The 19,455-nt window shown below is 64.2% G+C and carries 19 protein-coding genes, 1 tRNA gene and 1 other RNA gene; 12 read left to right on the forward strand and 9 right to left on the reverse strand.

Annotated elements, in window-relative coordinates; all coding sequences use genetic code 11:
• Position 1 precedes the first annotated feature (1 nt).
• Positions 2-766, forward strand: a complete 765-nt coding sequence (locus ABE493_RS15550) for an MBL fold metallo-hydrolase (protein WP_346499793.1) — start codon at positions 2-4, stop codon at positions 764-766.
• Between the two features lie 375 nt (positions 767-1,141).
• Here the strand turns inward: ABE493_RS15550 and ffs are convergent.
• Positions 1,142-1,238: signal recognition particle sRNA small type (gene ffs / locus ABE493_RS15555), an RNA gene on the reverse strand.
• Positions 1,239-1,549: 311 nt separating this feature from the next.
• On the opposite strand from ffs, the gene ABE493_RS15560 reads away from it, so the two are divergent.
• The gene (locus ABE493_RS15560; protein ID WP_346499794.1) at positions 1,550-1,867 is read left to right on the forward strand and encodes a DMT family transporter; all 318 of its coding nucleotides are present in this window, start codon (positions 1,550-1,552) and stop codon (positions 1,865-1,867) included.
• 8 nt (positions 1,868-1,875) lie between these two features.
• On the opposite strand, the gene ABE493_RS15565 is transcribed toward ABE493_RS15560, so the two are convergent.
• On the reverse strand, positions 1,876-2,328 hold the full coding sequence (locus ABE493_RS15565; RefSeq protein ID WP_346499795.1) for a GNAT family N-acetyltransferase: 453 nt from the start codon (positions 2,326-2,328) through the stop codon (positions 1,876-1,878).
• Positions 2,329-2,451: 123 nt separating this feature from the next.
• Positions 2,452-4,728 (reverse strand): GH92 family glycosyl hydrolase, encoded by a 2,277-nt coding sequence (locus tag ABE493_RS15570; RefSeq protein WP_346499796.1) that lies wholly within the window; start codon positions 4,726-4,728, stop codon positions 2,452-2,454.
• Positions 4,729-5,019: 291 nt separating this feature from the next.
• Between ABE493_RS15570 and ABE493_RS15575 the strand changes: the two genes are divergently transcribed.
• Positions 5,020-5,277 (forward strand): AbrB/MazE/SpoVT family DNA-binding domain-containing protein, encoded by a 258-nt coding sequence (locus ABE493_RS15575; protein WP_346499797.1) that lies wholly within the window; start codon positions 5,020-5,022, stop codon positions 5,275-5,277.
• Positions 5,274-5,630: a type II toxin-antitoxin system ChpB family toxin gene (locus ABE493_RS15580; RefSeq protein WP_346499798.1), complete on the forward strand. Its 357-nt coding sequence runs from the start codon at positions 5,274-5,276 to the stop codon at positions 5,628-5,630. The genes ABE493_RS15575 and ABE493_RS15580 overlap by 4 nt, the downstream gene beginning before the upstream one ends.
• A 283-nt stretch (positions 5,631-5,913) precedes the next feature.
• Here the strand turns inward: ABE493_RS15580 and ABE493_RS15585 are convergent.
• Positions 5,914-6,006, reverse strand: a tRNA-Ser gene (locus tag ABE493_RS15585).
• A 138-nt stretch (positions 6,007-6,144) separates the two neighbouring features.
• On the opposite strand from ABE493_RS15585, the gene dnaX reads away from it, so the two are divergent.
• From dnaX to ABE493_RS15605, 4 genes are all read left to right on the forward strand, one after another.
• Positions 6,145-8,148 (forward strand): DNA polymerase III subunit gamma/tau, encoded by a 2,004-nt coding sequence (dnaX, locus tag ABE493_RS15590; protein ID WP_346499799.1) that lies wholly within the window; start codon positions 6,145-6,147, stop codon positions 8,146-8,148.
• A gap of 5 nt (positions 8,149-8,153) precedes the next feature.
• Positions 8,154-8,474 carry a YbaB/EbfC family nucleoid-associated protein gene (locus tag ABE493_RS15595; RefSeq protein WP_057629296.1) on the forward strand — a complete coding sequence of 107 codons (321 nt, stop codon included), beginning with the start codon at positions 8,154-8,156 and terminating at the stop codon, positions 8,472-8,474.
• A gap of 107 nt (positions 8,475-8,581) precedes the next feature.
• Positions 8,582-9,181: a recombination mediator RecR gene (recR, locus tag ABE493_RS15600; RefSeq protein ID WP_346499800.1), complete on the forward strand. Its 600-nt coding sequence runs from the start codon at positions 8,582-8,584 to the stop codon at positions 9,179-9,181.
• Between the two features lie 50 nt (positions 9,182-9,231).
• Positions 9,232-9,579: a histidine triad nucleotide-binding protein gene (locus ABE493_RS15605; protein ID WP_346499801.1), complete on the forward strand. Its 348-nt coding sequence runs from the start codon at positions 9,232-9,234 to the stop codon at positions 9,577-9,579.
• Positions 9,580-10,038: 459 nt separating this feature from the next.
• Here the strand turns inward: ABE493_RS15605 and ABE493_RS15610 are convergent, their stop codons facing one another.
• From ABE493_RS15610 to ABE493_RS15625, 4 genes are read right to left on the reverse strand one after another with little or no spacing between them, the layout of a single operon-like run.
• Positions 10,039-10,563 carry a Slp family lipoprotein gene (locus ABE493_RS15610; RefSeq protein ID WP_346499802.1) on the reverse strand — a complete coding sequence of 175 codons (525 nt, stop codon included), beginning with the start codon at positions 10,561-10,563 and terminating at the stop codon, positions 10,039-10,041.
• Entirely contained in the window at positions 10,560-12,518 is a 1,959-nt protein-coding gene (locus tag ABE493_RS15615; RefSeq protein ID WP_346499803.1) for a DUF3488 and transglutaminase-like domain-containing protein, read from the reverse strand. Before ABE493_RS15615 ends, ABE493_RS15610 begins: the two co-directional genes overlap by 4 nt.
• Positions 12,515-13,471, reverse strand: a complete 957-nt coding sequence (locus tag ABE493_RS15620; protein WP_346499804.1) for a DUF58 domain-containing protein — start codon at positions 13,469-13,471, stop codon at positions 12,515-12,517. Before ABE493_RS15620 ends, ABE493_RS15615 begins: the two co-directional genes overlap by 4 nt.
• Position 13,472: 1 nt before the next feature.
• Positions 13,473-14,399, reverse strand: coding sequence for an AAA family ATPase (locus tag ABE493_RS15625; protein WP_346499805.1), 927 nt, complete (start codon positions 14,397-14,399; stop codon positions 13,473-13,475).
• Between the two features lie 61 nt (positions 14,400-14,460).
• Between ABE493_RS15625 and ABE493_RS15630 the strand changes: the two genes are divergently transcribed.
• Complete coding sequence (locus ABE493_RS15630; RefSeq protein WP_346499810.1) at positions 14,461-16,302, forward strand: ArnT family glycosyltransferase; 1,842 nt, start codon at positions 14,461-14,463, stop codon at positions 16,300-16,302.
• A gap of 210 nt (positions 16,303-16,512) precedes the next feature.
• On the opposite strand, the gene ABE493_RS15635 is transcribed toward ABE493_RS15630, so the two are convergent.
• Positions 16,513-17,085 (reverse strand): Maf family protein, encoded by a 573-nt coding sequence (locus tag ABE493_RS15635; protein ID WP_346499806.1) that lies wholly within the window; start codon positions 17,083-17,085, stop codon positions 16,513-16,515.
• Between the two features lie 115 nt (positions 17,086-17,200).
• Between ABE493_RS15635 and ABE493_RS15640 the strand changes: the two genes are divergently transcribed.
• From ABE493_RS15640 to ABE493_RS15650, 3 genes are all read left to right on the forward strand, one after another.
• On the forward strand, positions 17,201-17,707 hold the full coding sequence (locus ABE493_RS15640; protein ID WP_346499807.1) for a YceD family protein: 507 nt from the start codon (positions 17,201-17,203) through the stop codon (positions 17,705-17,707).
• Between the two features lie 108 nt (positions 17,708-17,815).
• The gene (rpmF, locus tag ABE493_RS15645) at positions 17,816-18,013 is read left to right on the forward strand and encodes a 50S ribosomal protein L32 (protein WP_057628937.1); all 198 of its coding nucleotides are present in this window, start codon (positions 17,816-17,818) and stop codon (positions 18,011-18,013) included.
• A 91-nt stretch (positions 18,014-18,104) separates the two neighbouring features.
• Positions 18,105-19,070, forward strand: coding sequence for a beta-ketoacyl-ACP synthase III (locus ABE493_RS15650; RefSeq protein ID WP_346499808.1), 966 nt, complete (start codon positions 18,105-18,107; stop codon positions 19,068-19,070).
• Positions 19,071-19,455: the final 385 nt, after the last annotated feature.

Raw genomic sequence — 19,455 nt, forward strand, 5'->3', positions numbered from 1 at the left:
GATGAGTTGGGCGTTGCGTTTTCTGGGTGTCGGCAATGCGTCGGCGGTGGAGCTGGGTTCGCCGATGTCGGTGATCGAGCATGGCGGCCTGCCGTGGCTGACCATCGATTGCGGCGGCGAAGGCCTGACTGCCTATCGCAGGCATTACGGCGCGATGCCTGATGCCGTGTTCGTCACCCATATCCATCTGGACCACGTGGCCGGCTTCGAGCGCCTGTTCGTGGATGCCTTCTTCAACCCACTGCGACGCGGCAAGGTGCGGCTGTATGTGCCGGCACCGCTGGTCCCGCTGCTGCACAAGCGGGTAGGGGACTACCCGAACGTGCTCGCCGAAGGTGGCGCCAACTTCTGGGATGCCTTCCAACTGATCGTGGTGGGCGATGCGTTCTGGCATGAAGGCTTGCGCCTGGAAGTATTCCCGGTACGCCACCACTGGCCGGAGACCGCCTACGGCCTGCGCCTGCAGGGCGCGCTGGTATGGAGCGGCGACACCCGCCCGATCCCTGAGATGCTGGCGCGCTTTGCCGGCGACAACGAACTGATCGCCCACGACTGCGGCCTGCACGGCAATCCGTCGCACACCGGTGTGGATGACCTGGAGCGCGAATACGACGCCGCCACGCAGGCGCGGATGATGCTCTACCACTACGCCAGCAGCGCCGACGGCGAAGCACTGCGCGCCCGCGGACACCGCGTGGCCATGCCGGGCGAGCGCGTGGTACTGGCTGAGCCGACGGCGCCGCGTGCGGAGCCGTTTGAGGGGTGAGGGTCAAGTTGCAGCTGTCGCGGCTGTAAAAGCCGCGCAGTTGCACGACGCGTCAGCCGCTCAATAGAAACGATATCCGAGCCCCTCTCCCGCTAGCGGGAGAGGGGTTGGGGTGAGGGCAAGGCCGGAGCCAGTCCAGATCAGCTTCACCCGCACCGTCCGCAGCAGCGTAGCTTGGGTAAGTGCAGTGCACCCGGGACGCACGTCGGACAGGTCGCAACTCAAAATGAGCCAAGCCAACGGCGGCAATCAGTCGATCGCTCGGCAAGTGCGCCGTTCGGATCCCCGGGTGCGCTGCGCTTACCCGGGCTACAACGCGCACAAGCAACGCCGCTGCTCAAGCAGCGTCATTTTCCAGGGCCCAAAAAGGTGGCGACCCCGCCGGCTTACCTCGGCGCCCGCGTCGATCGATACCGTTGCTGCCTTCCGGCCCTGGCGGGATTTTCGACCTAGCGTCGCGAGGGGCCGACGGGGCCACCATAGAGACGATCAGGCCGCGCGATGCGCGGCCATTCACGATACGAGAGGCCGGGGCGATGGGATCATCAGCCGCCGATGCTTCATGGATCGGACACAAACTGGAGCAGGTCCTGATCGTGTGCGGCGATTGTAACGTATGCATGCACCAGCCGACCAGACTTCCGGCTTGAACCCCGTGTAACCCGCTGCCGCCGTTTGGCGGCCCACAACGTCCGGCTTGGATAGAATGCCCGCCCAACGGAGGACGACCTCCGCCCATCACGGGACTTCACCCAGGACGGCCTGGCTTCTCTAGGAGGCTGTATGGCTTGGATCTATCTCGTGATTGCAGGTGCGCTGGAAATTGTGTGGGCGCTGGCAATGAAGCAATCCCACGGTTTCACCAAGCTGGTTCCCAGCATTGTGACCATCGTCGGCATGATCGCCAGCTTCTGGTTGCTGGCGTTGGCAATGCGCACCTTGCCGCTGGGTACCGCCTATACCATCTGGACCGGCATTGGCGCGGTAGGCGCGTTCATCATCGGCATCGTGTTTCTTGGCGAGCAGATCAGCGCGATGCGCATTGGTGCGGCGGTGCTGATCGTCAGCGGCCTGGTGCTGATGAAGCTGTCCAGCAGCTGACAGCAGCATCAGTGCTCGCGCAGCACCAGCGTCATTTCGACCGCATCCAGACCCGGGCCGTGGCCATCCACCACGACCCGGGTCGTGGCGAAGCCGAGCTGGGCATAGAAAGCCTGCGTGTGCTGGCTGGTGCTGAGCTCAATGCGTTTCACGTTCGGGTTCTGCCTGGCCTGCTGTAAACGCGCCAGGCTCAATTGCTTGCCGAATCCCTGCCGCTGCAGGCTGCGTTCGACCATGCCCCAGCAAAAAACGGCGATGCCATCGGCCCGCATCGCCAAGCCGCCACAAGCGACGACTCGGTCTTCGTGCTCGATCTGCTGATAGTCGCAACCCTGCGCATCGCGCTGTAGAAACTGCGCGAAGTCAGTGCGTTCGGCTAGCGTGAAGTACTCGGGCACATTGCTGTCGAACAGCGACAGGCAGGCGTCGGCGTCAGCGGGTTGGTAAGGGCGGATCAGCATGGGCTGCAATGTGTTTTTGTTTTGGCGTTAGCCCCTCTCCCCCTTGCGGGAGAGGGGTTGGGGAGAGGGGGCGCGAAGCGTGCTTTTTTCCACCGAGCACAGCGATAAAAGGCAAAGATCAAATCAACGCGACATCGAGTAAGGCAACTTCGCCGAATCCGAAGCCCACAACTTGTTCGGCTCAGCCTGTATCGTAAACCGCAGCTCTCCACCAGCAACAATCTCTTGGTGTGTCACATACGCCCGGTCCAACGGCTTGCCATTGAGGCTCACCGAACCAACATACGTATGCGCAGCATCCAGTCCCGTAGCCACAATGCTGAAGCGCTTCCCATCAGGCAGATTCAAGGTCGCCTGCGGCAGGAACGGCCGACCAATGATGTACTGGTTGCTACCCGGCGTAACCGGATAGAAACCCAATGCAGTAAACACATACCAAGCCGACATCTGCCCAAGATCATCATTGCCGGCCAAGCCATCCGGGCGCGCGGCGTACTGCGTATCCATGATCTGCTTCAAGCGTGCCTGCGTACGCCACGGCTGCCCCGCATGCGCATACAGATAGGCGACGTGATGGCTGGGTTCGTTGCCATGCGCATACCAACCAATCAGGCCGGTGATGTCTTCCATGTGCGCGAAGATCGACGGGTCAACCTTGGCTTCAAACACATCGTCCAATCGCTGCAGCAGCTTGTCGCTGCCGCCATGCGCCGCCGCCAATCCAGCGACATCCTGCGGCACATACCATGAATACTGCCAGGCATTGCCTTCAGTGAAGTCCGTGCCGTAACCGCTGGCGCTGGGATCAAACGGCTCGCGGAAATTACCATCGCGCTTGCGCGCACGCATGAAGCCGGTGCCCGGATCGAAGGCATGCTTCCAGTTGGCCGCACGCTTGTTGAACTCGTTCGCCACTTCGGTCTTGCCCATGTCCTTGGCCACCTGCGCGATGGTCCAGTCGTCATAGGCATATTCCAGCGTCTTGCTGGCCGCTTCGCCTTCCTCGTCTATCGGCACATAGCCAAGCTCGCGGTACTGCGCGATGCCGTCATATGGGCCGTAATTGGCGCTGGCGACCATCGCCTGCAGGGCCTCTTCGGTGTCGTAGCCGCGGATGCCCTTCATATAGGCATCGGCGATCACCGGCACCGCGTGGTAGCCGATCATGCACCATGTCTCCAGTCCGTGGAACGACCACACCGGCAGCACGCCGTAAGGGCTTTCGCGGCGTGAGGCCAGCAGTGAATTGACGAAGTCATTGGTGCGCTGTGGCGGCTGCACCAGCGTGGCCAACGGGTGCAGGGCGCGATAGGTATCCCACAACGAGAAGGTCGAATAGTTGGTCCAGCCCTTGGCCTGGTGCACCGCGTTGTCCGGCCCGCGATAACGACCATCGCTGTCCATGAACAAGGTCGGCCCAAGCAGCGTGTGATACAGCGCGGTGTAGAAACGGGTGCGTTCATCCGCGCTGCCCTGCGCCTCGACCGCCCCCAACGCCTCGCTCCACTGCTGCTTGGCTGCGGCGCGCATTCCATCGAAATCCCAGCCCGGCGCTTCCGCATCCAGATTGGCAATCGCGCCTTCCTCGCTGACTGGCGAAATCGCCACCTTCACCAGCAAAGGCTTGCCAGCTTCCGGCGCGACATCAAAGGCTGCAACCAATTGCCGGCCTTCAATCTGCGCGCGCTGCGTCGGGTCCTTTTCACCCGGAGGCGGGAAGCCCTTGTAGGCGACATCCTGCTCGGTGTCGTGCAGCTGATGGCCGCTGAGCGGCTGCGAAAAACGCATCGCGAAATACAGCTGCCGGCCCGGCGCCCAACCGCGCGTCTCGCGGAAGCCGGTGACCGTGCCATCTGGGCGCACCCGCACCCGCGACCACAGAATCTTGCCCGGGTAGTCGTACATGCTGGTTCGCAGATCCAGCACCACATGCGCCGGCTTGCCGGCCGGGAAGCTGTAGCGGTGCATGCCGACGCGCGCGCTGGCGGTGAGCTCGGCGCGCACCTTGTAGTCGTCCAATGTCACCGCGTAATAGCCCGGCTGCGCGGTCTCGCTGGCATGGCTGAAGCGAGAGGTATAGCCGCTCAGGGGCTGATCTGGATTGCCGCGCTCCAGCTTCAACTCGCCGGTAGTCGGCATCAGCAGCAGATCACCCAGATCGGAGTGGCCGGTGCCGGAGAAGTGCGTATGCGAGAAGCCGACTATCGTGCTGTCGTCATAGCGATAGCCGGCCGCCCAGCCATAGCCGTTCTTGCGCGACTGGATGCGGGTATCGGGCGAGAGCTGGACCATGCCATACGGGACAGTCGCACCCGGATAGGTGTGGCCCTCGCCGCCAGTGCCGATGAAAGGGTTCACGGCGGAGTAGGCGGCCTCGTTGGCGGCGGGCGAGGCCGCCATTGCCGAAGACGGCGCCAGAGAAGAGGTTGCTACGGTTGCTGCAAGTACCAACAGGGTCGCGCCAAACTGCTTCATCCCGCACCTTTTGGATCGGTCTAATATTGGAAACCTAGCATGTCCAAGCGGCCTCTGACCGGCCATGGGTCCTGTCTGGATCTGAGGGATGGCGCTGCAACTCCAGCTGCGACTGGGGATTTCCCGATGGCTGGTTGGTGCGTGAACCTGATCCTGTAGCGGGTTTGCTGTGGCGGAAGTGTGGATCTACAATGTATCTACATCTGTGGAGGCATCATGCACGCCAAAATTCAGCGTTGGGGCAATAGCGCAGCCGTGCGCCTGCCTGCGTCCATTCTCAAAGCCATGGATCTGGGCAGCGGTGACACGCTCGAGATTGGCGTCGAAGACGGCACGTTGATCTTGACTCCGGTCCGGGCACGGCCGCGCTACCAGTTATCGGAGTTGCTGGCACAGTGTGATTTGAACGCCCCGCAGGACGAAGAACTGGCTGCCTGGAACAGCAGCAAGCCCGTGGGTAACGAAGCGTGGTGAGTCGTCCCCGATTTGATCGTGGCGACATCGTTCGAGTCCAGCTCAATCCCAGCGCCGGCCAGGAAATGCAGGGCGACATGCGTCCGGCGCTTGTCCTGAGTCCTGCGGCATTCAACGGCACAGGTCTGGCGATCGTTGCCCCCATCACGCAAGGCGGAATGGTGGGGCGAAATGCGGGCTTCGCGGTGTCGTTGTCAGCCACGGGCACCGAGACGCAGGGTGTGGTCCTGGTCAATCACCTGCGCAGCATGGATTTGAGTGCGCGCGGCGCACGAAAGGTGGAGCGAGCGCCTGTTGGCGTGGTTGATGAGGCGCTAGCTAAAGTCGCTACATTCCTGGGTGAGTCGCCGTAGTGCGCTTGCGGGTTTGATGCTTTTTGTTGAAGCGCGGCTATCTGAGAAGCGGGACGTAATCCGGTTCGGCGGCTAAATGAAAAAGCCGCCCACAAGGGGCGGCTTTTTCATTTATCTGGCGGAGAGAGGGGGATTGATTCGGTGCTGCGCACCTTCACCCTTCGGGCGGCTGCGCCGTCCCACCGGCTGCGTCGGCGGTCGAACCCGTTGGGGCTCTCGTCCCCCATGCTTTCCCCCGAATAAAAGAAAAGGCCACCCAATGGGCGGCCTTTTCTTTTTTATCTGGCGGAGAGAGGGGGATTCGAACCCCCGAAGCGCGGTTTAGACGCTTACACACTTTCCAGGCGTGCTCCTTCAACCACTCGGACACCTCTCCGGATCCTGCCGCGCTAATGCCTCGGCAGGGGCGTGGATTCTATAGGGACTGGCGGCCGTTCACAAGCGCCCCCTGAGCGGGTGCTGGTGGATGGGCCGGCCATGGCACAATGGGGCTTCAGATGAAGACGGTTGCCTGATGTCCTATCTCGTCCTTGCCCGCAAGTGGCGTCCGAAGCGTTTTGCCGAGTTGGTGGGCCAGGAACACGTGGTCCGCGCGCTCAGCAATGCGCTCGACAGTGGCCGCGTCCACCACGCCTTTCTGTTCACCGGCACCCGGGGTGTCGGCAAGACCACCATTGCCCGCATCTTCGCCAAATCGCTGAACTGCGAGAACGGCACCAGTGCTGACCCCTGCGGTCAGTGCCGGGCCTGCCTGGATATCGACGCCGGCCGCTACATCGACCTGCTGGAAATCGATGCCGCGTCCAATACCGGCGTGGATGACGTGCGTGAGGTGATCGAGAACGCCCAGTACATGCCCTCGCGCGGGCAGTACAAGGTCTACCTGATCGACGAAGTGCACATGCTTTCCAAGGCGGCGTTCAATGCGCTGCTGAAGACGCTGGAAGAGCCGCCGGAACACGTGAAGTTCCTGCTGGCCACCACCGATCCGCAGAAGCTGCCGGTCACGGTGCTCAGCCGCTGCCTGCAGTTCAACCTGAAGCGGTTGGATGAGGAGCAGATCCGCGGGCAGATGACCCGGATCATGACCGCCGAGCAGATTGAATTCGACGACAGCGCCATCGTGCAGCTGGCGCGTGCGGCCGATGGCTCGCTGCGTGACGGCTTGTCGCTGTTGGACCAGTCCATTGCCTATGCCGGCGGCGCGCTGCGCGACGACGTGGTGCGCACCATGCTGGGCACGGTCGATCGTACTCAGGTCAGTGCCATGCTGGATGCCCTGGCCGATGGCGAAGGCGCGCGGCTGCTGCAGGTGGTTGCCGGGTTGGCGGAGTTCTCGCCGGACTGGAGTGGCGTGCTGGATGCGCTGGCCGAAGGCCTGCATCGTATCCAGGTGCAGCAGCTGGTGCCGGGTGCTTCGGTGCCGGGCGAAGGCATCGATGCTGTGGCCTTTGCGCAGCGCCTGCGCCCGGAAGTGGTGCAGCTCTGGTATCAGATGGCCCTGGGTGGCCGTCGCGATCTGCATCTGGCGCCCAGTCCGCGCGCGGGTTTTGAAATGGCCGTGCTGCGCATGCTTGCGTTCCGCCCGGCGGGCGCGGTACCGGCAATGCCGGAAGGTGGCGCTCCGGGTGCTGGCGCAGGTATGGGCGGTAGCAGCCAGGCCACGCCGGCCGCTGCGGGTTCACAAGCGCAGGCAGCCAAGCCGGTTGAAGCACAGGCCGTACCGGCTGCAGCAGCGCCGGTGCAGCCAGCCCCCGAATCCAAACCCGAACCGATGCCCGCACCGGCACCAGTCGCACCGCTGCAAGCCGCGCCTGAGCCAGTGGTGGAAACCGCTGCGATCACACCAGAGCCTGTGCCGACGCCGGTGGCAGCACCGGTCCCGCCGCAAGCCGCCAAGCCGGTAGCAGCTGACGAAGATCTGCCGCCGTGGGCGGTCGAAGCCGCGGAAGCGAATGCGCGTGACGAGGCGATGGCCGCCGAAATGGCGATGCCGGAACCGTCGCCGCCAGCGCCCGAAATGCCCAAACCCGCGCCGGTAGCCGCAGCGCAGCCGGTTCAGCCGGCCGCGCCGGCACGTCCCAGCGGTATCGCCATCGAACCGGTGGCACCTGCACAGGGCGGGCGCGCCTTGAACGATGCCGAGCAATGGTTGGATCTGGTTGCCGACAGCAGCCTGACCGGGCCTTCGCGCGAGCTGGCGGCCAATGCGGCCTTCGTCAGTTTCCAGCACGGTGTGCTGCGGCTGGCCTTGTTGCCGGGCTTTGAGTACCTGCAGTCTGAGCGCGCCTTGAATGCCTTGGCGCAGGCGCTCTCGCAGGCCTTGGGCAGCACGCCTAAGATCCTCATTGAAACCGGCAACGTCCAGGCCGAAACCTTGCACGAACGCGCTGATCGCCAGCGCGGCGAACAGCAAACAGCGGCCGAAGCCGTGTTCATGGCCGACCCCCAGGTGCAACAGCTGTTACAGCAGGGTGCACGGGTCGTGGCCGATTCCATCCGTCCCTTCAAAGAGTAAACAGCATGCGCGGCAATATCGCCCAAATGATGCAGCAGGCCCAGAAAATGCAGGAAAACCTGCAGAAGGCCCAGGAAGAAATCGCCAAGTTGGAAGTCACCGGCAGCGCCGGCGGCGGCATGGTCAGCGTGACCCTGAGCGGCACCAAGGAGTGCCGCAAGGTGCGTATTGATCCGTCGGTGCTGAGCGATCCGGAAATGGCCGAAGACCTGATCGCAGCCGCGTTCAACGATGCTGCCAACAAGATCGACGCCGAATCGCAGAGTCGCATGGGCTCGGCCACGGCCGGCATGAAGCTGCCGCCGGGCATGAAGCTGCCGTTCTGATGTGGCCGGCGCCGGCTCGCCCGGCGCATGCACGTCCCCGCGCCGCGAAGCCTCCGGGCTTCGCGCGCTTGTTTTAGCGATACGCCTGCTGTGATGAGACCGTTGTGATGAGCCTGCCGCTGCTGGAACAACTGATCGAAGCCTTCCGGGTGCTGCCAGGTGTTGGCCAGAAGACGGCCCAGCGCATGGCCTACCACGTGCTTGAACGCGCCCGCGATGGCGGCCAGCGTCTGTCGGACGTGCTGGCCGAAGCCATCGAGAAGATCGGCCATTGCAAGCAATGCCGCGATTTCAGCGAAACCGAGCTGTGCCCGGTCTGCGCCAGCAGCAGCCGCGAGCGGCAGATGCTGTGTGTGATCGAATCACCGGCCGATCGGCTGGCGATTGAACATGCCACCAGCTATCGCGGCGTGTACTACGTGCTGCAGGGGCGCTTGTCGCCGCTGGATGGCATCGGCCCGCGCGAACTGGGCCTGGATCAGCTTGAAACGCGCTTGGCGCAGGGCGAAGTCACCGAGCTGATCATCGCCACCAACTCCACGGTTGAAGGCGAGGCCACCGCGCATTACCTGGCGCAGCTGGCACGTCGCAACAAGGTGCGCCCCAGCCGTCTGGCGCAGGGCCTGCCGCTGGGCGGCGAGCTGGAATATGTGGACCGCGGCACCTTGTCGCATGCTTTCGGCAGCCGTAGCGAAGTCGGCGAATAAGCCACGCTGGGGTTGTAAGCTGTAGGACGTTTACTGCAGCGAGCCTTTCCATGACCGACACCATTTTCGGCAAGATCATCCGCCGCGAAATTCCCGCCGCCATCGTCTACGAAGACGAGGACGTGCTGGGCTTCAAGGACATTGCCCCGCAGGCGCCTGTGCATGTGCTTTTCATCCCGAAGAACGAGGTCATCCCGACTCTGGATGATCTGCAGCCGACGCAGGCGCACCTGATCGGCAAGCTGGCTTTGGCGGCGGCCGCTTATGCGCGCCAGGAAGGGTTTGCCGAGAATGGCTACCGCATCGTGATGAACTGCCGCGAAGATGCCGGCCAGACCGTATTCCACATCCATCTGCACCTGCTTGCCGGCGCGCCGCTGGGGCATTTTGGCGCGTGATTTGATGCCGTTGTGTTGATTGTGGGAGCGGCGTAAGTCGCGAAACTGACAACAACAAAACAACGGCCGATTGCTTTGGCTCAGCTGCGTAGTTGTTGATTGCGGGATGCAGTTCGCGGGAGGGCCTGTGGCTTCTCGCGGCGGAAGGTCTTTAGCTTCGCGGCTTACGCCGCTCCCACAAAAAAGGGGGCGTGGCGGGCTGCGCTCCCTCCCTTTGCCGCAGGCAAGGGGAGGGTTGGGGAGGGGTTGGCTGTGCTTTGTTGTGTTTGATGGATCTGTGGCTTCGCGGCTTACGCCGCTCCTACAAAAGAGCCAAGAACAGAAGAGCCAAGAACAAAAAAGCCAAGAACAAAAAAGCCAAGAACAAAAAAGCCAAGAACAAAAAAGCCAAGAACAAAAAAGTGAAGAACAAAAGAGCCAAACAAAAACGCCGCCCCTTGGGGCGGCGTTTTCAGTTTGTTACCACCAACCGCGGTAACCCCAGCCCCAGCCGGGGCCCCAACCCGGGCCCCAGGGGCCGTAGGGGTAGGCGGGTACCACTTCAACTTCGCGCTGCACCGGCCACAGGTACACCACGTCGGCGGCAACCTTGGGCAGCGGGTAATCGTATTCGCCGATCTTGGTGGTCTGGTAACCATCGATGCGGCCGATGAAGGTCACATCGCGGCCCGGCTCGAACACCGCCGGATCATAGAAGCCGGCGCGGCAGGCCAGGAAACGGCCGTCGCTGGCATCGGACGAGGTGGTGCTCGGACGGCCGCTGCCATTGAGCGGGCGGGCGATCATCTGGAAGCAGGTTTCGCCCTGGCCGGGGATGGTTTCAATGATGCGGCCACCCCAGCGCACCGGTGCGCCAGTCTGCTTCTGCGCCACCGCGTCACGCGGCGAAACGGGGGTGAACTGTCCCTGCAGCGGCTTGGGGGCCGTGGCACAGGCAGCCAGCACCAGGCTGGCGGCGGCAACGAGGAGGATGCGGGTCTTCATGTTCGTACTCCGGGTTTCGGGCGGTGCCTGTGCAGGTCCGCCAATAATGAAACGACATCCGATCGGACGCCAGCGTAGCGCGCTTGAGTGAAACGCTGGCTGAGTGCCAACAGGTTGCTGCCGGGGCGGGCGCGGTCCACCCGCGCGGCCCAGTCGCTGGCGGTTTCCGACGGCTCGCGGCCCAGGCCAAGGCGCTGGTAACGCCGGCCCAGCCCGTGCCAGGCGCGCAGCAAGGGGTCGCGCTGGCGCTCGCCGCGCGCCAGCAGCCAGGCCATCAGGCCCAGCGCCAGCACGGCGAAACCGGCAAACAAGGCAACCAGCTGCGAGGGGTTCAACTGCTTGATGCCGATGGCGCTGAGCAGGTGCTGCTGACGCTCGGCGTTGAAGGACAGCACGGCGGTGTTCCAGCCGCGGCGCAGATAGTCGCTGTACTGCAGCAGGCTGCTCCAACGCCCGGCCAAGCCCATGCCATCGGCGCCGGCATCGTTGTCGCCGACGCGATCTTCCAATGTGTCGTAGATGCGTTCCGGGGCCACGGCGGCGGTGGGGTCTACCCGTACCCAGCCGCGCTGCGGCAGCCAGACTTCGGCCCAGGCATGTGCGTCCAGGCGCCGCACCACCCAGTAGTTGCCGAAGCGGTTGCGCACGCCGCCGGCGTAGCCGGTGACCACGCGTGCGGGAATGCCCGCGCCGCGCATCAGGACCACGAACGCCGCGCTGAAATGTTCGCAATAACCGGCCTTCTGGTCGAACAGGAATTCATCGACCGAATGGCGGCCGGCCAGCGGCGTTGCCAAGGTGTAGGCGAAGTCGCGGTGGATCCATTCCAGACTGCGCTGTACCAGCGCCGCCGGGTCGTTGCCGGCTTCGCCGCGCCATTGCCGCGCCAGCGCAAGGGTGCGTGGATTGAAGCCCTCCGGCAGCTGCAGGGCCTGTTGGCGCAGGCGTTGTGGCAGCTCGCTCTGGAAGGCTTCTGCAGCACTTGATTGCATGCGCCAACGGCTCAGCGTGGTCAGCAATTGTGGTGCGCTGAGGCTGTAATCGGCATCCAGATAGCTGCCGCTGGGGGCTTGCAGTGGCAGGTCCAGGGCGACCAGTTCGCGGCGGTCGGTGGGCTCGTACTCAATCTGGTAATCCCAGCGCCCGGCGGCCGAACGCACGGCCGGCGGTTGCCCGTATTGCTGGCTTTCCAGGCGGGTCCAGCGGCGGCCGTCGAAACGGGTCAGCACCGGGCCACGCCAATAGCGCTGGTTCTGCGCCGGCACCGGGCCGAAGAACTCCACGCGCAGCGCCGGGCTGTCATCGGCCATCAGGTCGATCCAGCCGCCGGGCTGCATGCTGCCGGACAGGCCCGGGCGTGCGGCGGCACGTTCCGGCGTGCCCCACAGCGGCGTGGGCAGGCGCGGCACCAGCCAGAACGCCGACAACGCCAACGGCAGGGCAAGCAGCATCAGCCGGCCGACGGTGCGCAGCTGGGCGCGTGCGGGCAGGTGGGCGATGCCGACTTCTTCATCGGCCAGCCGCTGCAGGGCAAGCAGGGCGGTGACCACGGCGGCCGCGGACATCAGCAGGGTGCTCGGGCCCTGGTCGAGCAGGAAGGCGGCGAACGGGGCAAACAGGCCGAAGCCGATCAGGCTGCGTGCGTCACGTAGATTGCGCAGTTCGCTGGATTTGATCGCCAGCATCGCGGCGAGCAGGGCGCAGCCGGTATCGCGGCCGGGCCGGATGCCCATCTGCCAATAGATGCAGGCCAGCATGATGCCGACCAGCAGCAGCCGCAGTGGCAGCGGCATGGCATGGCGCCACGACCACAGCGCCACCAGCAGCGTGGTGACGGCGAACACCACTGCCAGCGTGACGGGCAACTGCAGCAACAGCGGCAGCAGGCACAGCACGGTGACCAGGTTGATCCAGGCGCGGGTGCCTGCGCTCAGGGCGGGAGAGGGGATCTTCATGCGGCCGGAAGCAGCGCCAGTGCGCGTAGGCAAAGGTGGCGGTGGGCATCACCGTTGGCCGGCCCCAACGGCGGCATGCCGGGCAGGCGCAGTTGGTAGCTGCGGCCTTCGCGTTCGGCCTCGTCGACCCAGCGGGCCAGGCGCGAGATGCGGCGCTCATGCGGCAGGGCGCGCAGTTGCTGCCAGTCCAGCACCAGCTCGGCACCGTAGGGGCGCTCGTATTCGCGCACCAGCAGTTCGTCGCGGCGCGCGGAGTGCTTCCAGGCGATGCTGCGGCGCGAGTCGCCGCTGCGGTACGGACGCATCTGCTGCAGTTCCTCGCCCTGCGGATGCACGCGGGTGCGGGTGGAAGCGCTGCCTGCGTCCGGCAATGGCGGCGCGTTGGGTTCGGGGCTGGGATAGACCAGCAGGGCGGTATCCGGCCAGAACCAGGCCCAGGCGCGGACCAGGCCCAGCGGCTGGGTGGTAGCCACGCGGATGCGGGGCAGATCCAGCCAGCCGCGTTGTTGGGTAGGCAGCCACAGATCGGCCTCGGCCTGGCTGTCCTGCTCCAGATTGAGGTGGGTACGGGCCTGCGCACAGTCCAGCTGCAGGGCGCGGCGCGGGCGGCGGTCGCTGCGTGCAAGCGCCAGCCGCAGGCGGATGGGGTTGCCGGCGGCGACCGGATCGGCCGACAAAGCCTGCAGGCGCAGGCCGGATAGCTGCAGATGGGCCTGCAGCGTGCTGGCCAGTGCCGTGGCTGCCAGTACCAGTGCCAGCAACAAGGCCGGGTTGTTGTTGTAGTTCAGTGCGCCTAGCAGCATCACTGCAAGCAAGGCGGCCAGGAACAGGCCAAAGCCGGTAGGCAGCACGTAGATGCGGCGCCGGTCCAGTTGCACCGGCAGGTCTTCCGGCTGCCGTGGCCGTGCCAGCAACTGCAGTGCCTGCAGGCGCTGCCGCAACGCTGCACGCACCTCAATCCACCTGCACGCTGTGCAGGATGGCGCGTGCCAGTGCCGGGCCCGAAGAAGCTTCGGCCTCGCCGACCAGGCGATGCCCGGCCACGGCGATGAACAAGGCCTGCACGTCTTCGGGAATGACATGGCGGCGGCCAAGCAGCAGTGCATGCGCCTTGGCAGCACGGAGCAAGGCGATGCCGGCGCGCGGCGACAGGCCAACACGCACGCCGGGGTGTTGGCGGCTGCGGGTGATCAAGGCCTGCACGTAATCAATCAGTGCATCGCTGGCGTGCACCTGGCCCACCGCTTCGCGCAGGCTGCGCAGGTCCTGCTCGGAGAGGCACGGGGTGACGCGGGCGATGAGGTCGCGACGGTCTTCACCAGCCAGCAGGGCGCGCTCGGCCTCGGCGTTGGGATAGCCCAGGGTCAGGCGCAGCAGGAAGCGGTCCAGCTGCGAGTCCGGCAGGGGGAAGGTGCCGGACATGTCCACCGGGTTCTGGGTGGCAATCACAAAGAACGGGTCCGGCAAGCTGTGGGTGACGCCATCCAGTGTCACCTGCTGCTCGGCCATCGCTTCGAGCAATGCGCTCTGTGTACGCGGCGGTGCGCGGTTGATCTCGTCAGCCAGCAGCAGGTTGCAGAACACCGGGCCCGGGTGGAACTGGAAGCTGCGGCTATGAGCTTCGTAAACCGAGATGCCGAGCACATCGGCGGGCAGCAGATCCGAGGTGAACTGCACGCGCTGGAACTGCAGGCCGAGGCTGGACGCCATGGCATGGGCCAGGGTGGTCTTGCCCAGGCCGGGCAGGTCTTCGATCAGCAGATGTCCGCTGGACAGCAGCGCGACAAAGGCCATCCGCACTTCCTGCGCTTTGCCCAGCAGTAGGGAATTGACCTGCTGTTGCGCCGCCGATAGGGACTGTAGTGTTACTTCGGTTAGCATTCCGGGCGGCGCCACGGTCATGGTCGTCTCGATATTTGGGCTGAAGGAAGTGTACGTGGCAATCAGGGGTGAACAACGCGCATACGTGACCTTCCTTGTGTTGTGGGTATTGGTCACCACCGCCAAGGTGCTGCTGGCATCGCAGCTTCCGTTGTTCGTGGATGAAGCGTTCTACTGGCAGGAAGGCCAGCATCTGGCCATGGCCTATTCGGATCTGCCCGGGCTCACCGCGTGGCTTACGCGGCTGGGCGTCGAGGTTGCCGGAGACCATCGCCTGGGCGTGCGCTTGCCGTTCCTGTTGATGGGCGCGGCATTGCCGTGGATGGTTGCCAGCATCTGCACACGCTGGTTTGGTGCACGCATGGGCTGGCGCGCCGGTTCGTTGGCCTTGTTGATGCCGTTGTCGGCAACGCTGGGCATCCTGGCGGTGCCGGACGTGCCGATGGCGATTGCGGCCCTGCTGTGCCTGGATGCCGGTGCGCGCCTGCTGCGCGGCGTGGGTGCGGGCGGTGCGTTGTTGCTGGCCTGTGGCTTGCTGATGGGCGCGTTGAGCCACTACCGCTTTATCGGCGTGATCGCGGTGGGCTTCATCACACTGCTGGTGTTGCCGGAAGGCCGCAAAATGCTGCGCGATCCGCGTGTGTGGATTGCTCTGTCAGTCGGCGTCGCGGCCTGGGTGCCGCTGCTGGCCTGGAACCTGGACAACCAGGATGCCGGCCTCAAATTCCAGCTGGTCGAACGTCACCCCTGGGCCTTCCAGTGGCAGGGTGTGTTGTTCCTGGTGATCCAGCCGTTGCTGGTGACGCCGCTGTTGTTTGCGGCGATGGCGGTGGTTGCCGGCAAGGGCTTGCGGCATGCGCAGGGCGGCTTCCATCATCTGCAATGGCGTTACTTCGCGCTGGTCGGTGCCACCTCGACCTTGCTGATCTTCCTGCTTGGCTTCTTCACCGATGTGGAGCGGGTCAGCTTCCATTGGCCACTGCCGGGCTATCTGGCATTGCTGGTCTGCGTGCCGGCGCTGCTCAGCCACTGGTCGCGTCGCTGGCGGCGCGCGCTGTGGGCGACGACCTCGTTGGGGCTGCTGCTGGCCATGAGTTATTACCTGTTGGCAGCCTCGCCCGCACTACGTGAGCACATGGCGGGCAGCAAGTACTACCCGCGGAATTTCGCCGGCTGGCAGCAACTGGCCGAAGGCGTGCGCGATGAGCTCTCGCAGATGCCGGAAGACAACGAGTTGCTGGCCGGCAGTTTCAAGGTGGGCGCGGAGCTGGGCTTCCGCCTCAATGATCCGAACATCAAGGTGCTGCCGCACGCGCTCAATGATAGGCACGGGCGTACCGCACAGCTGGCGCTGTGGAAGCTGATCAGCGATGGCAGCCGCTCCACGCCGGTGTTGTTGGTGTTGTCGCCGGGGGATCAGCGCTACCGCGATCTATTGGCGCATTACCACAAGGTCTGTGAGCTGGTGGGGCCGCTGCCGCCACCACGGGTGGTTTCGCTCGATCATGGATTCCAGCGCTTTCTGCTGTTCCGGTTGCCGGCGGAAAAACAGCCCGGGCCCTGCGTGACGCCGGCCATGGCGTGGGTGGAAACGCCGTTGGCAGGTCAGGCAGTGGATGGCGCGCTGGAAGTGACTGGCTGGGCCTTCAAGGACGGCGTGGGTCTTTCGCGGGTTGAGCTGCTGCTGGACGGCCGCAGCGCGGGCGACGCACGCTACGGGCGCGCCTTCGACGTGCGCCCGTTCTGGAAGATTTCCAACGACCCGCAGCATCCCAATACCGGCTTTGATGCGCGCCTGGATACGTCCGGCCTGAAGCCTGGCACCCATTGGCTGGGGCTGCGTCTGCATGGCAACGACGGCAGCGTGGAAACCTGGGCCGAACAGCCGTTCGAGATCAAATAAGGCTGGCCCGCGCCTGCATGTTGATGTGCGGGCGTGGGTTCCCGGTGCAGCCGCCGCAGGCTAGGGCAGCCGATAGCCGGCTTGCTGCAGCAGCACGGTAGCCCGGGTAAGCGAAGCGCACCCGGGGCTGTTGGCGGCAAACCTGGGTTGACGTTAGATCCTGGCTCCCGGGTGCGCTGCGCTTACCCGGGCTACTGGAAGCCGCCGGCTCTAGGGCAGTTGATAGCCGGCCAGTCGCAACAGGCGCGCGGTCTGGATCAATGGCAGGCCGATCAGGGCGGTAGGGTCGCTGTTCTCGATGGCCTCGAACAAGGTGATACCCAGCCCTTCGCATTTGAAGCTGCCAGCGCAATCCAGTGGCTGCTCGGCGTCGATATAGCGCTCGATTTCGGCGCTCTGCAGCGTGCGGAAGCGCACGCGGGTCAGATCGCTGGCCTGGTGGCGCGTAGTGCCGTCGCTTACGCAGACGGCGGTGTGGAACAGCACCTCGTGGCCGGACATCGCTGCCAGCTGCCTGCAGGCCGCCTCACGGGTGCCAGGTTTACCCAGCGGCTGCCCGTTCAGCTCTGCGACCTGATCCGAGCCAATGGCCCAGCTGCCGGGGTGCTGGCGGGCGATGACTTCAGCTTTGGCGGCGGCCAGGCGCTGCGCGAGCTGGGCCGGCAGGTCGCCGGGAAGCGGGGTTTCGTCCACCTCCGGGGCGGCCGAACTGAACGAAATCCTGAGCCGGTTAAGCAATTCAGCGCGATATCGTGATGTGGAGGCGAGAATCAGGGGCTTCATGTGTAAAAATACGCGGCTCGGGACGGCCAGTCTGCTGCGCCGCCACCGGTCTGACAATGTTTCCGTCGCTTTGGGTTTGACAGCGGCGTGGCTACTCCTTAACATTCTGCAGCTTATGTCCGCGAACGTACCCGAATTGCTGGATGCTTGGCGGATGGTCATAGCGCGCAGGCGCTTTGACGGCCAGGTGCCTTTGTCCGAATTGACCCGCTTGCAGGGTCTGGTTGCCGATACTGAAGGCCAGTGCACGTATTCACTGGAATTCGATCGAGACAACATCCTGCAGGTGTCGTACGTCGATCTGACCATCGATACCGAGCTGCCCTTGATCTGTCAGCGCACCATGCAGCGTTTCCTGCTGCCGGTGTCGATCAGGCAGCGCTTGGGCTTGATCAAGGACGAAGAAGAAGAATCTGCGCTTCCAGAGGAATACGAAGCGATGCTGGTGCCGGAAGACGGCAACCTGCGTCCGCTGGATCTTGTGGAAGACGAGTTGGTGTTGGCGGTGCCGGTGGTAGCGCTGGCGCCAGGAAGCGAGGCAGTCGAACAGGACTTCACCGCGACCGAAGAAGAATTGAGCAAGGCCAATCCCTTTGCGGCATTGGCAGCGCTGAAGAAATAATTGCGGCCGGTAATCGTCGGCGGCTGCGGCGAAAGCGAGTAGTGCTGGACGCTGGCGTCCTGTGCAATTAAACGACGAAGCAAACGAAACCGAGTTTGGAGCAATCCCATGGCTGTGCAGAAATCCCGTGTTACCCCGTCCCGCCGCGGCATGCGTCGTGCCCACGACGCCCTGAGCGCAAAGCAGCTGTCCACCGATCCGACCACCGGTGAAGTGCATCTGCGTCACCACATCACTGCTGACGGTTTCTACCGTGGCAAGAAGGTGATCACGACCAAGTCGACCCTGGTCGCTGAAGAAGATTGATTTGTGACGGCTACCGCCACCTGAGTGTGGCGGTTGTTGCGCCGATTCTTCCGGAGCCGCCTGCGGGCGGCTTCGCGCAATAGGAAACAGCATGAGCAAGCGGATCTACTCGAGGATCGCGGGCACTGGTAGTTATTTGCCCGAGAAAGTGTTGACCAACGATGATCTGACCAAGATTGTCGAGACGACCAACGAGTGGATTGAGTCGCGCACGGGTATCCGTGAGCGGCACATCGCTGCCGAAGGCGAAACCACCAGTGACCTGGGCTACCACGCCGCCATGCGCGCGCTGGAAGCTGCCGGTATTGAGGCCTCGCAGCTGGACATGATCATCGTGGGTACCACCACGCCGGATCTTATTTTCCCGTCTACCGCTTGCTTGATCCAGGCCCGCCTTGGTGCGGCAGGTTCGGCGGCGTTTGACGTCAATGCGGCGTGTTCGGGCTTCCTTTTTGCCCTGAGCGTGGCCGACAAATTCATTCGCAGCGGTGATGCCAAGCACGTCCTGGTGATCGGCGCGGAAACCCTGACCCGTATCGTCGACTGGACTGACCGCACCACCTGCGTGTTGTTCGGCGATGGCGCGGGCGCCGTCGTGCTCAAGGCCGACGAAGACACCGGCATTCTCAGCACCCATCTGCATGCCGACGGCAGCAAGAAGGAGCTGCTGTGGGATCCGGTTGGTGTATCGGTCGGCTTCGACAAGCCAGGCCACATCGTCATGAAGGGCAACGACGTGTTCAAGTACGCCGTCAAGGCGCTGGACTCGGTTGTTGATGAAACCCTGCAGGCCAATGGGCTGGACAAGTCCGACCTGGATTGGCTGATCCCGCACCAGGCCAATCTGCGCATCATCGAAGCCACGGCCAAGCGCCTGGACATGCCGATGGACCGCGTGGTGGTGACGGTGGACAAGCACGGCAATACCTCGTCCGGCTCGGTGCCGCTGGCACTGGACGCAGCGATCCGTTCGGGTCGTGTCGAGCGCGGCCAGCTGTTGCTGCTGGAAGCCTTCGGCGGCGGTTTCACCTGGGGCTCGGCGCTGCTGCGCTACTAAGCGCCTCCCTGATTGAGATAAAAAAACGGGCAGCCAATGGCTGCCCGTTTTGTTTAGGGCACCTGTAGTGCCGAGCCATGCTCGGCAGAGGCTTCACCAGCCAACCCATCAGCCCCAAGCTTCTTGTAGGAGCGGCGTAAGCCGCGAAGCCACAACTGCATGACGCAGCCAAAAGCCAACCCCTCCCCAGCCCTCCCCTTCGCTACGCGAAAGGGAGGGGGCGATGTAGTGCCGAGCCATGCTCGGCAGAGGCTTCACCAACCAACCCATCAGGCCCAAGCTTCTTGTAGGAGCGGCGTAAGCCGCGAAGCCACAACTGCATGACGCAGCCAAAAGCCAACCCCTCCCCAGCCCTCCCCTTCGCTACGCGAAAGGGAGGGGGCGA

The organism is Stenotrophomonas terrae, assembly GCF_039674165.1.
Lineage (GTDB): Bacteria > Pseudomonadota > Gammaproteobacteria > Xanthomonadales > Xanthomonadaceae > Stenotrophomonas > Stenotrophomonas terrae_A.

Coding starts and splice junctions, on each gene's coding strand:
- ABE493_RS15550 (WP_346499793.1), top strand. CDS start 2: ATGAGTTGGGCGTTGCGTTTTCTGGGTGTCGGCAATGCGTCGGCGGTG.
- recR (WP_346499800.1), top strand. CDS start 8,582: ATGAGCCTGCCGCTGCTGGAACAACTGATCGAAGCCTTCCGGGTGCTG.
- ABE493_RS15565 (WP_346499795.1), bottom strand. CDS start 2,328: ATGCTGATCCGCCCTTACCAACCCGCTGACGCCGACGCCTGCCTGTCG.
- ABE493_RS15615 (WP_346499803.1), bottom strand. CDS start 12,518: ATGAAGATCCCCTCTCCCGCCCTGAGCGCAGGCACCCGCGCCTGGATC.
- ABE493_RS15575 (WP_346499797.1), top strand. CDS start 5,020: ATGCACGCCAAAATTCAGCGTTGGGGCAATAGCGCAGCCGTGCGCCTG.
- ABE493_RS15560 (WP_346499794.1), top strand. CDS start 1,550: ATGGCTTGGATCTATCTCGTGATTGCAGGTGCGCTGGAAATTGTGTGG.
- ABE493_RS15650 (WP_346499808.1), top strand. CDS start 18,105: ATGAGCAAGCGGATCTACTCGAGGATCGCGGGCACTGGTAGTTATTTG.
- ABE493_RS15625 (WP_346499805.1), bottom strand. CDS start 14,399: ATGCTAACCGAAGTAACACTACAGTCCCTATCGGCGGCGCAACAGCAG.
- ABE493_RS15635 (WP_346499806.1), bottom strand. CDS start 17,085: ATGAAGCCCCTGATTCTCGCCTCCACATCACGATATCGCGCTGAATTG.
- dnaX (WP_346499799.1), top strand. CDS start 6,145: ATGTCCTATCTCGTCCTTGCCCGCAAGTGGCGTCCGAAGCGTTTTGCC.
- rpmF (WP_057628937.1), top strand. CDS start 17,816: ATGGCTGTGCAGAAATCCCGTGTTACCCCGTCCCGCCGCGGCATGCGT.
- ABE493_RS15605 (WP_346499801.1), top strand. CDS start 9,232: ATGACCGACACCATTTTCGGCAAGATCATCCGCCGCGAAATTCCCGCC.
- ABE493_RS15570 (WP_346499796.1), bottom strand. CDS start 4,728: ATGGCGGCCTCGCCCGCCGCCAACGAGGCCGCCTACTCCGCCGTGAAC.
- ABE493_RS15595 (WP_057629296.1), top strand. CDS start 8,154: ATGCGCGGCAATATCGCCCAAATGATGCAGCAGGCCCAGAAAATGCAG.
- ABE493_RS15640 (WP_346499807.1), top strand. CDS start 17,201: ATGTCCGCGAACGTACCCGAATTGCTGGATGCTTGGCGGATGGTCATA.
- ABE493_RS15610 (WP_346499802.1), bottom strand. CDS start 10,563: ATGAAGACCCGCATCCTCCTCGTTGCCGCCGCCAGCCTGGTGCTGGCT.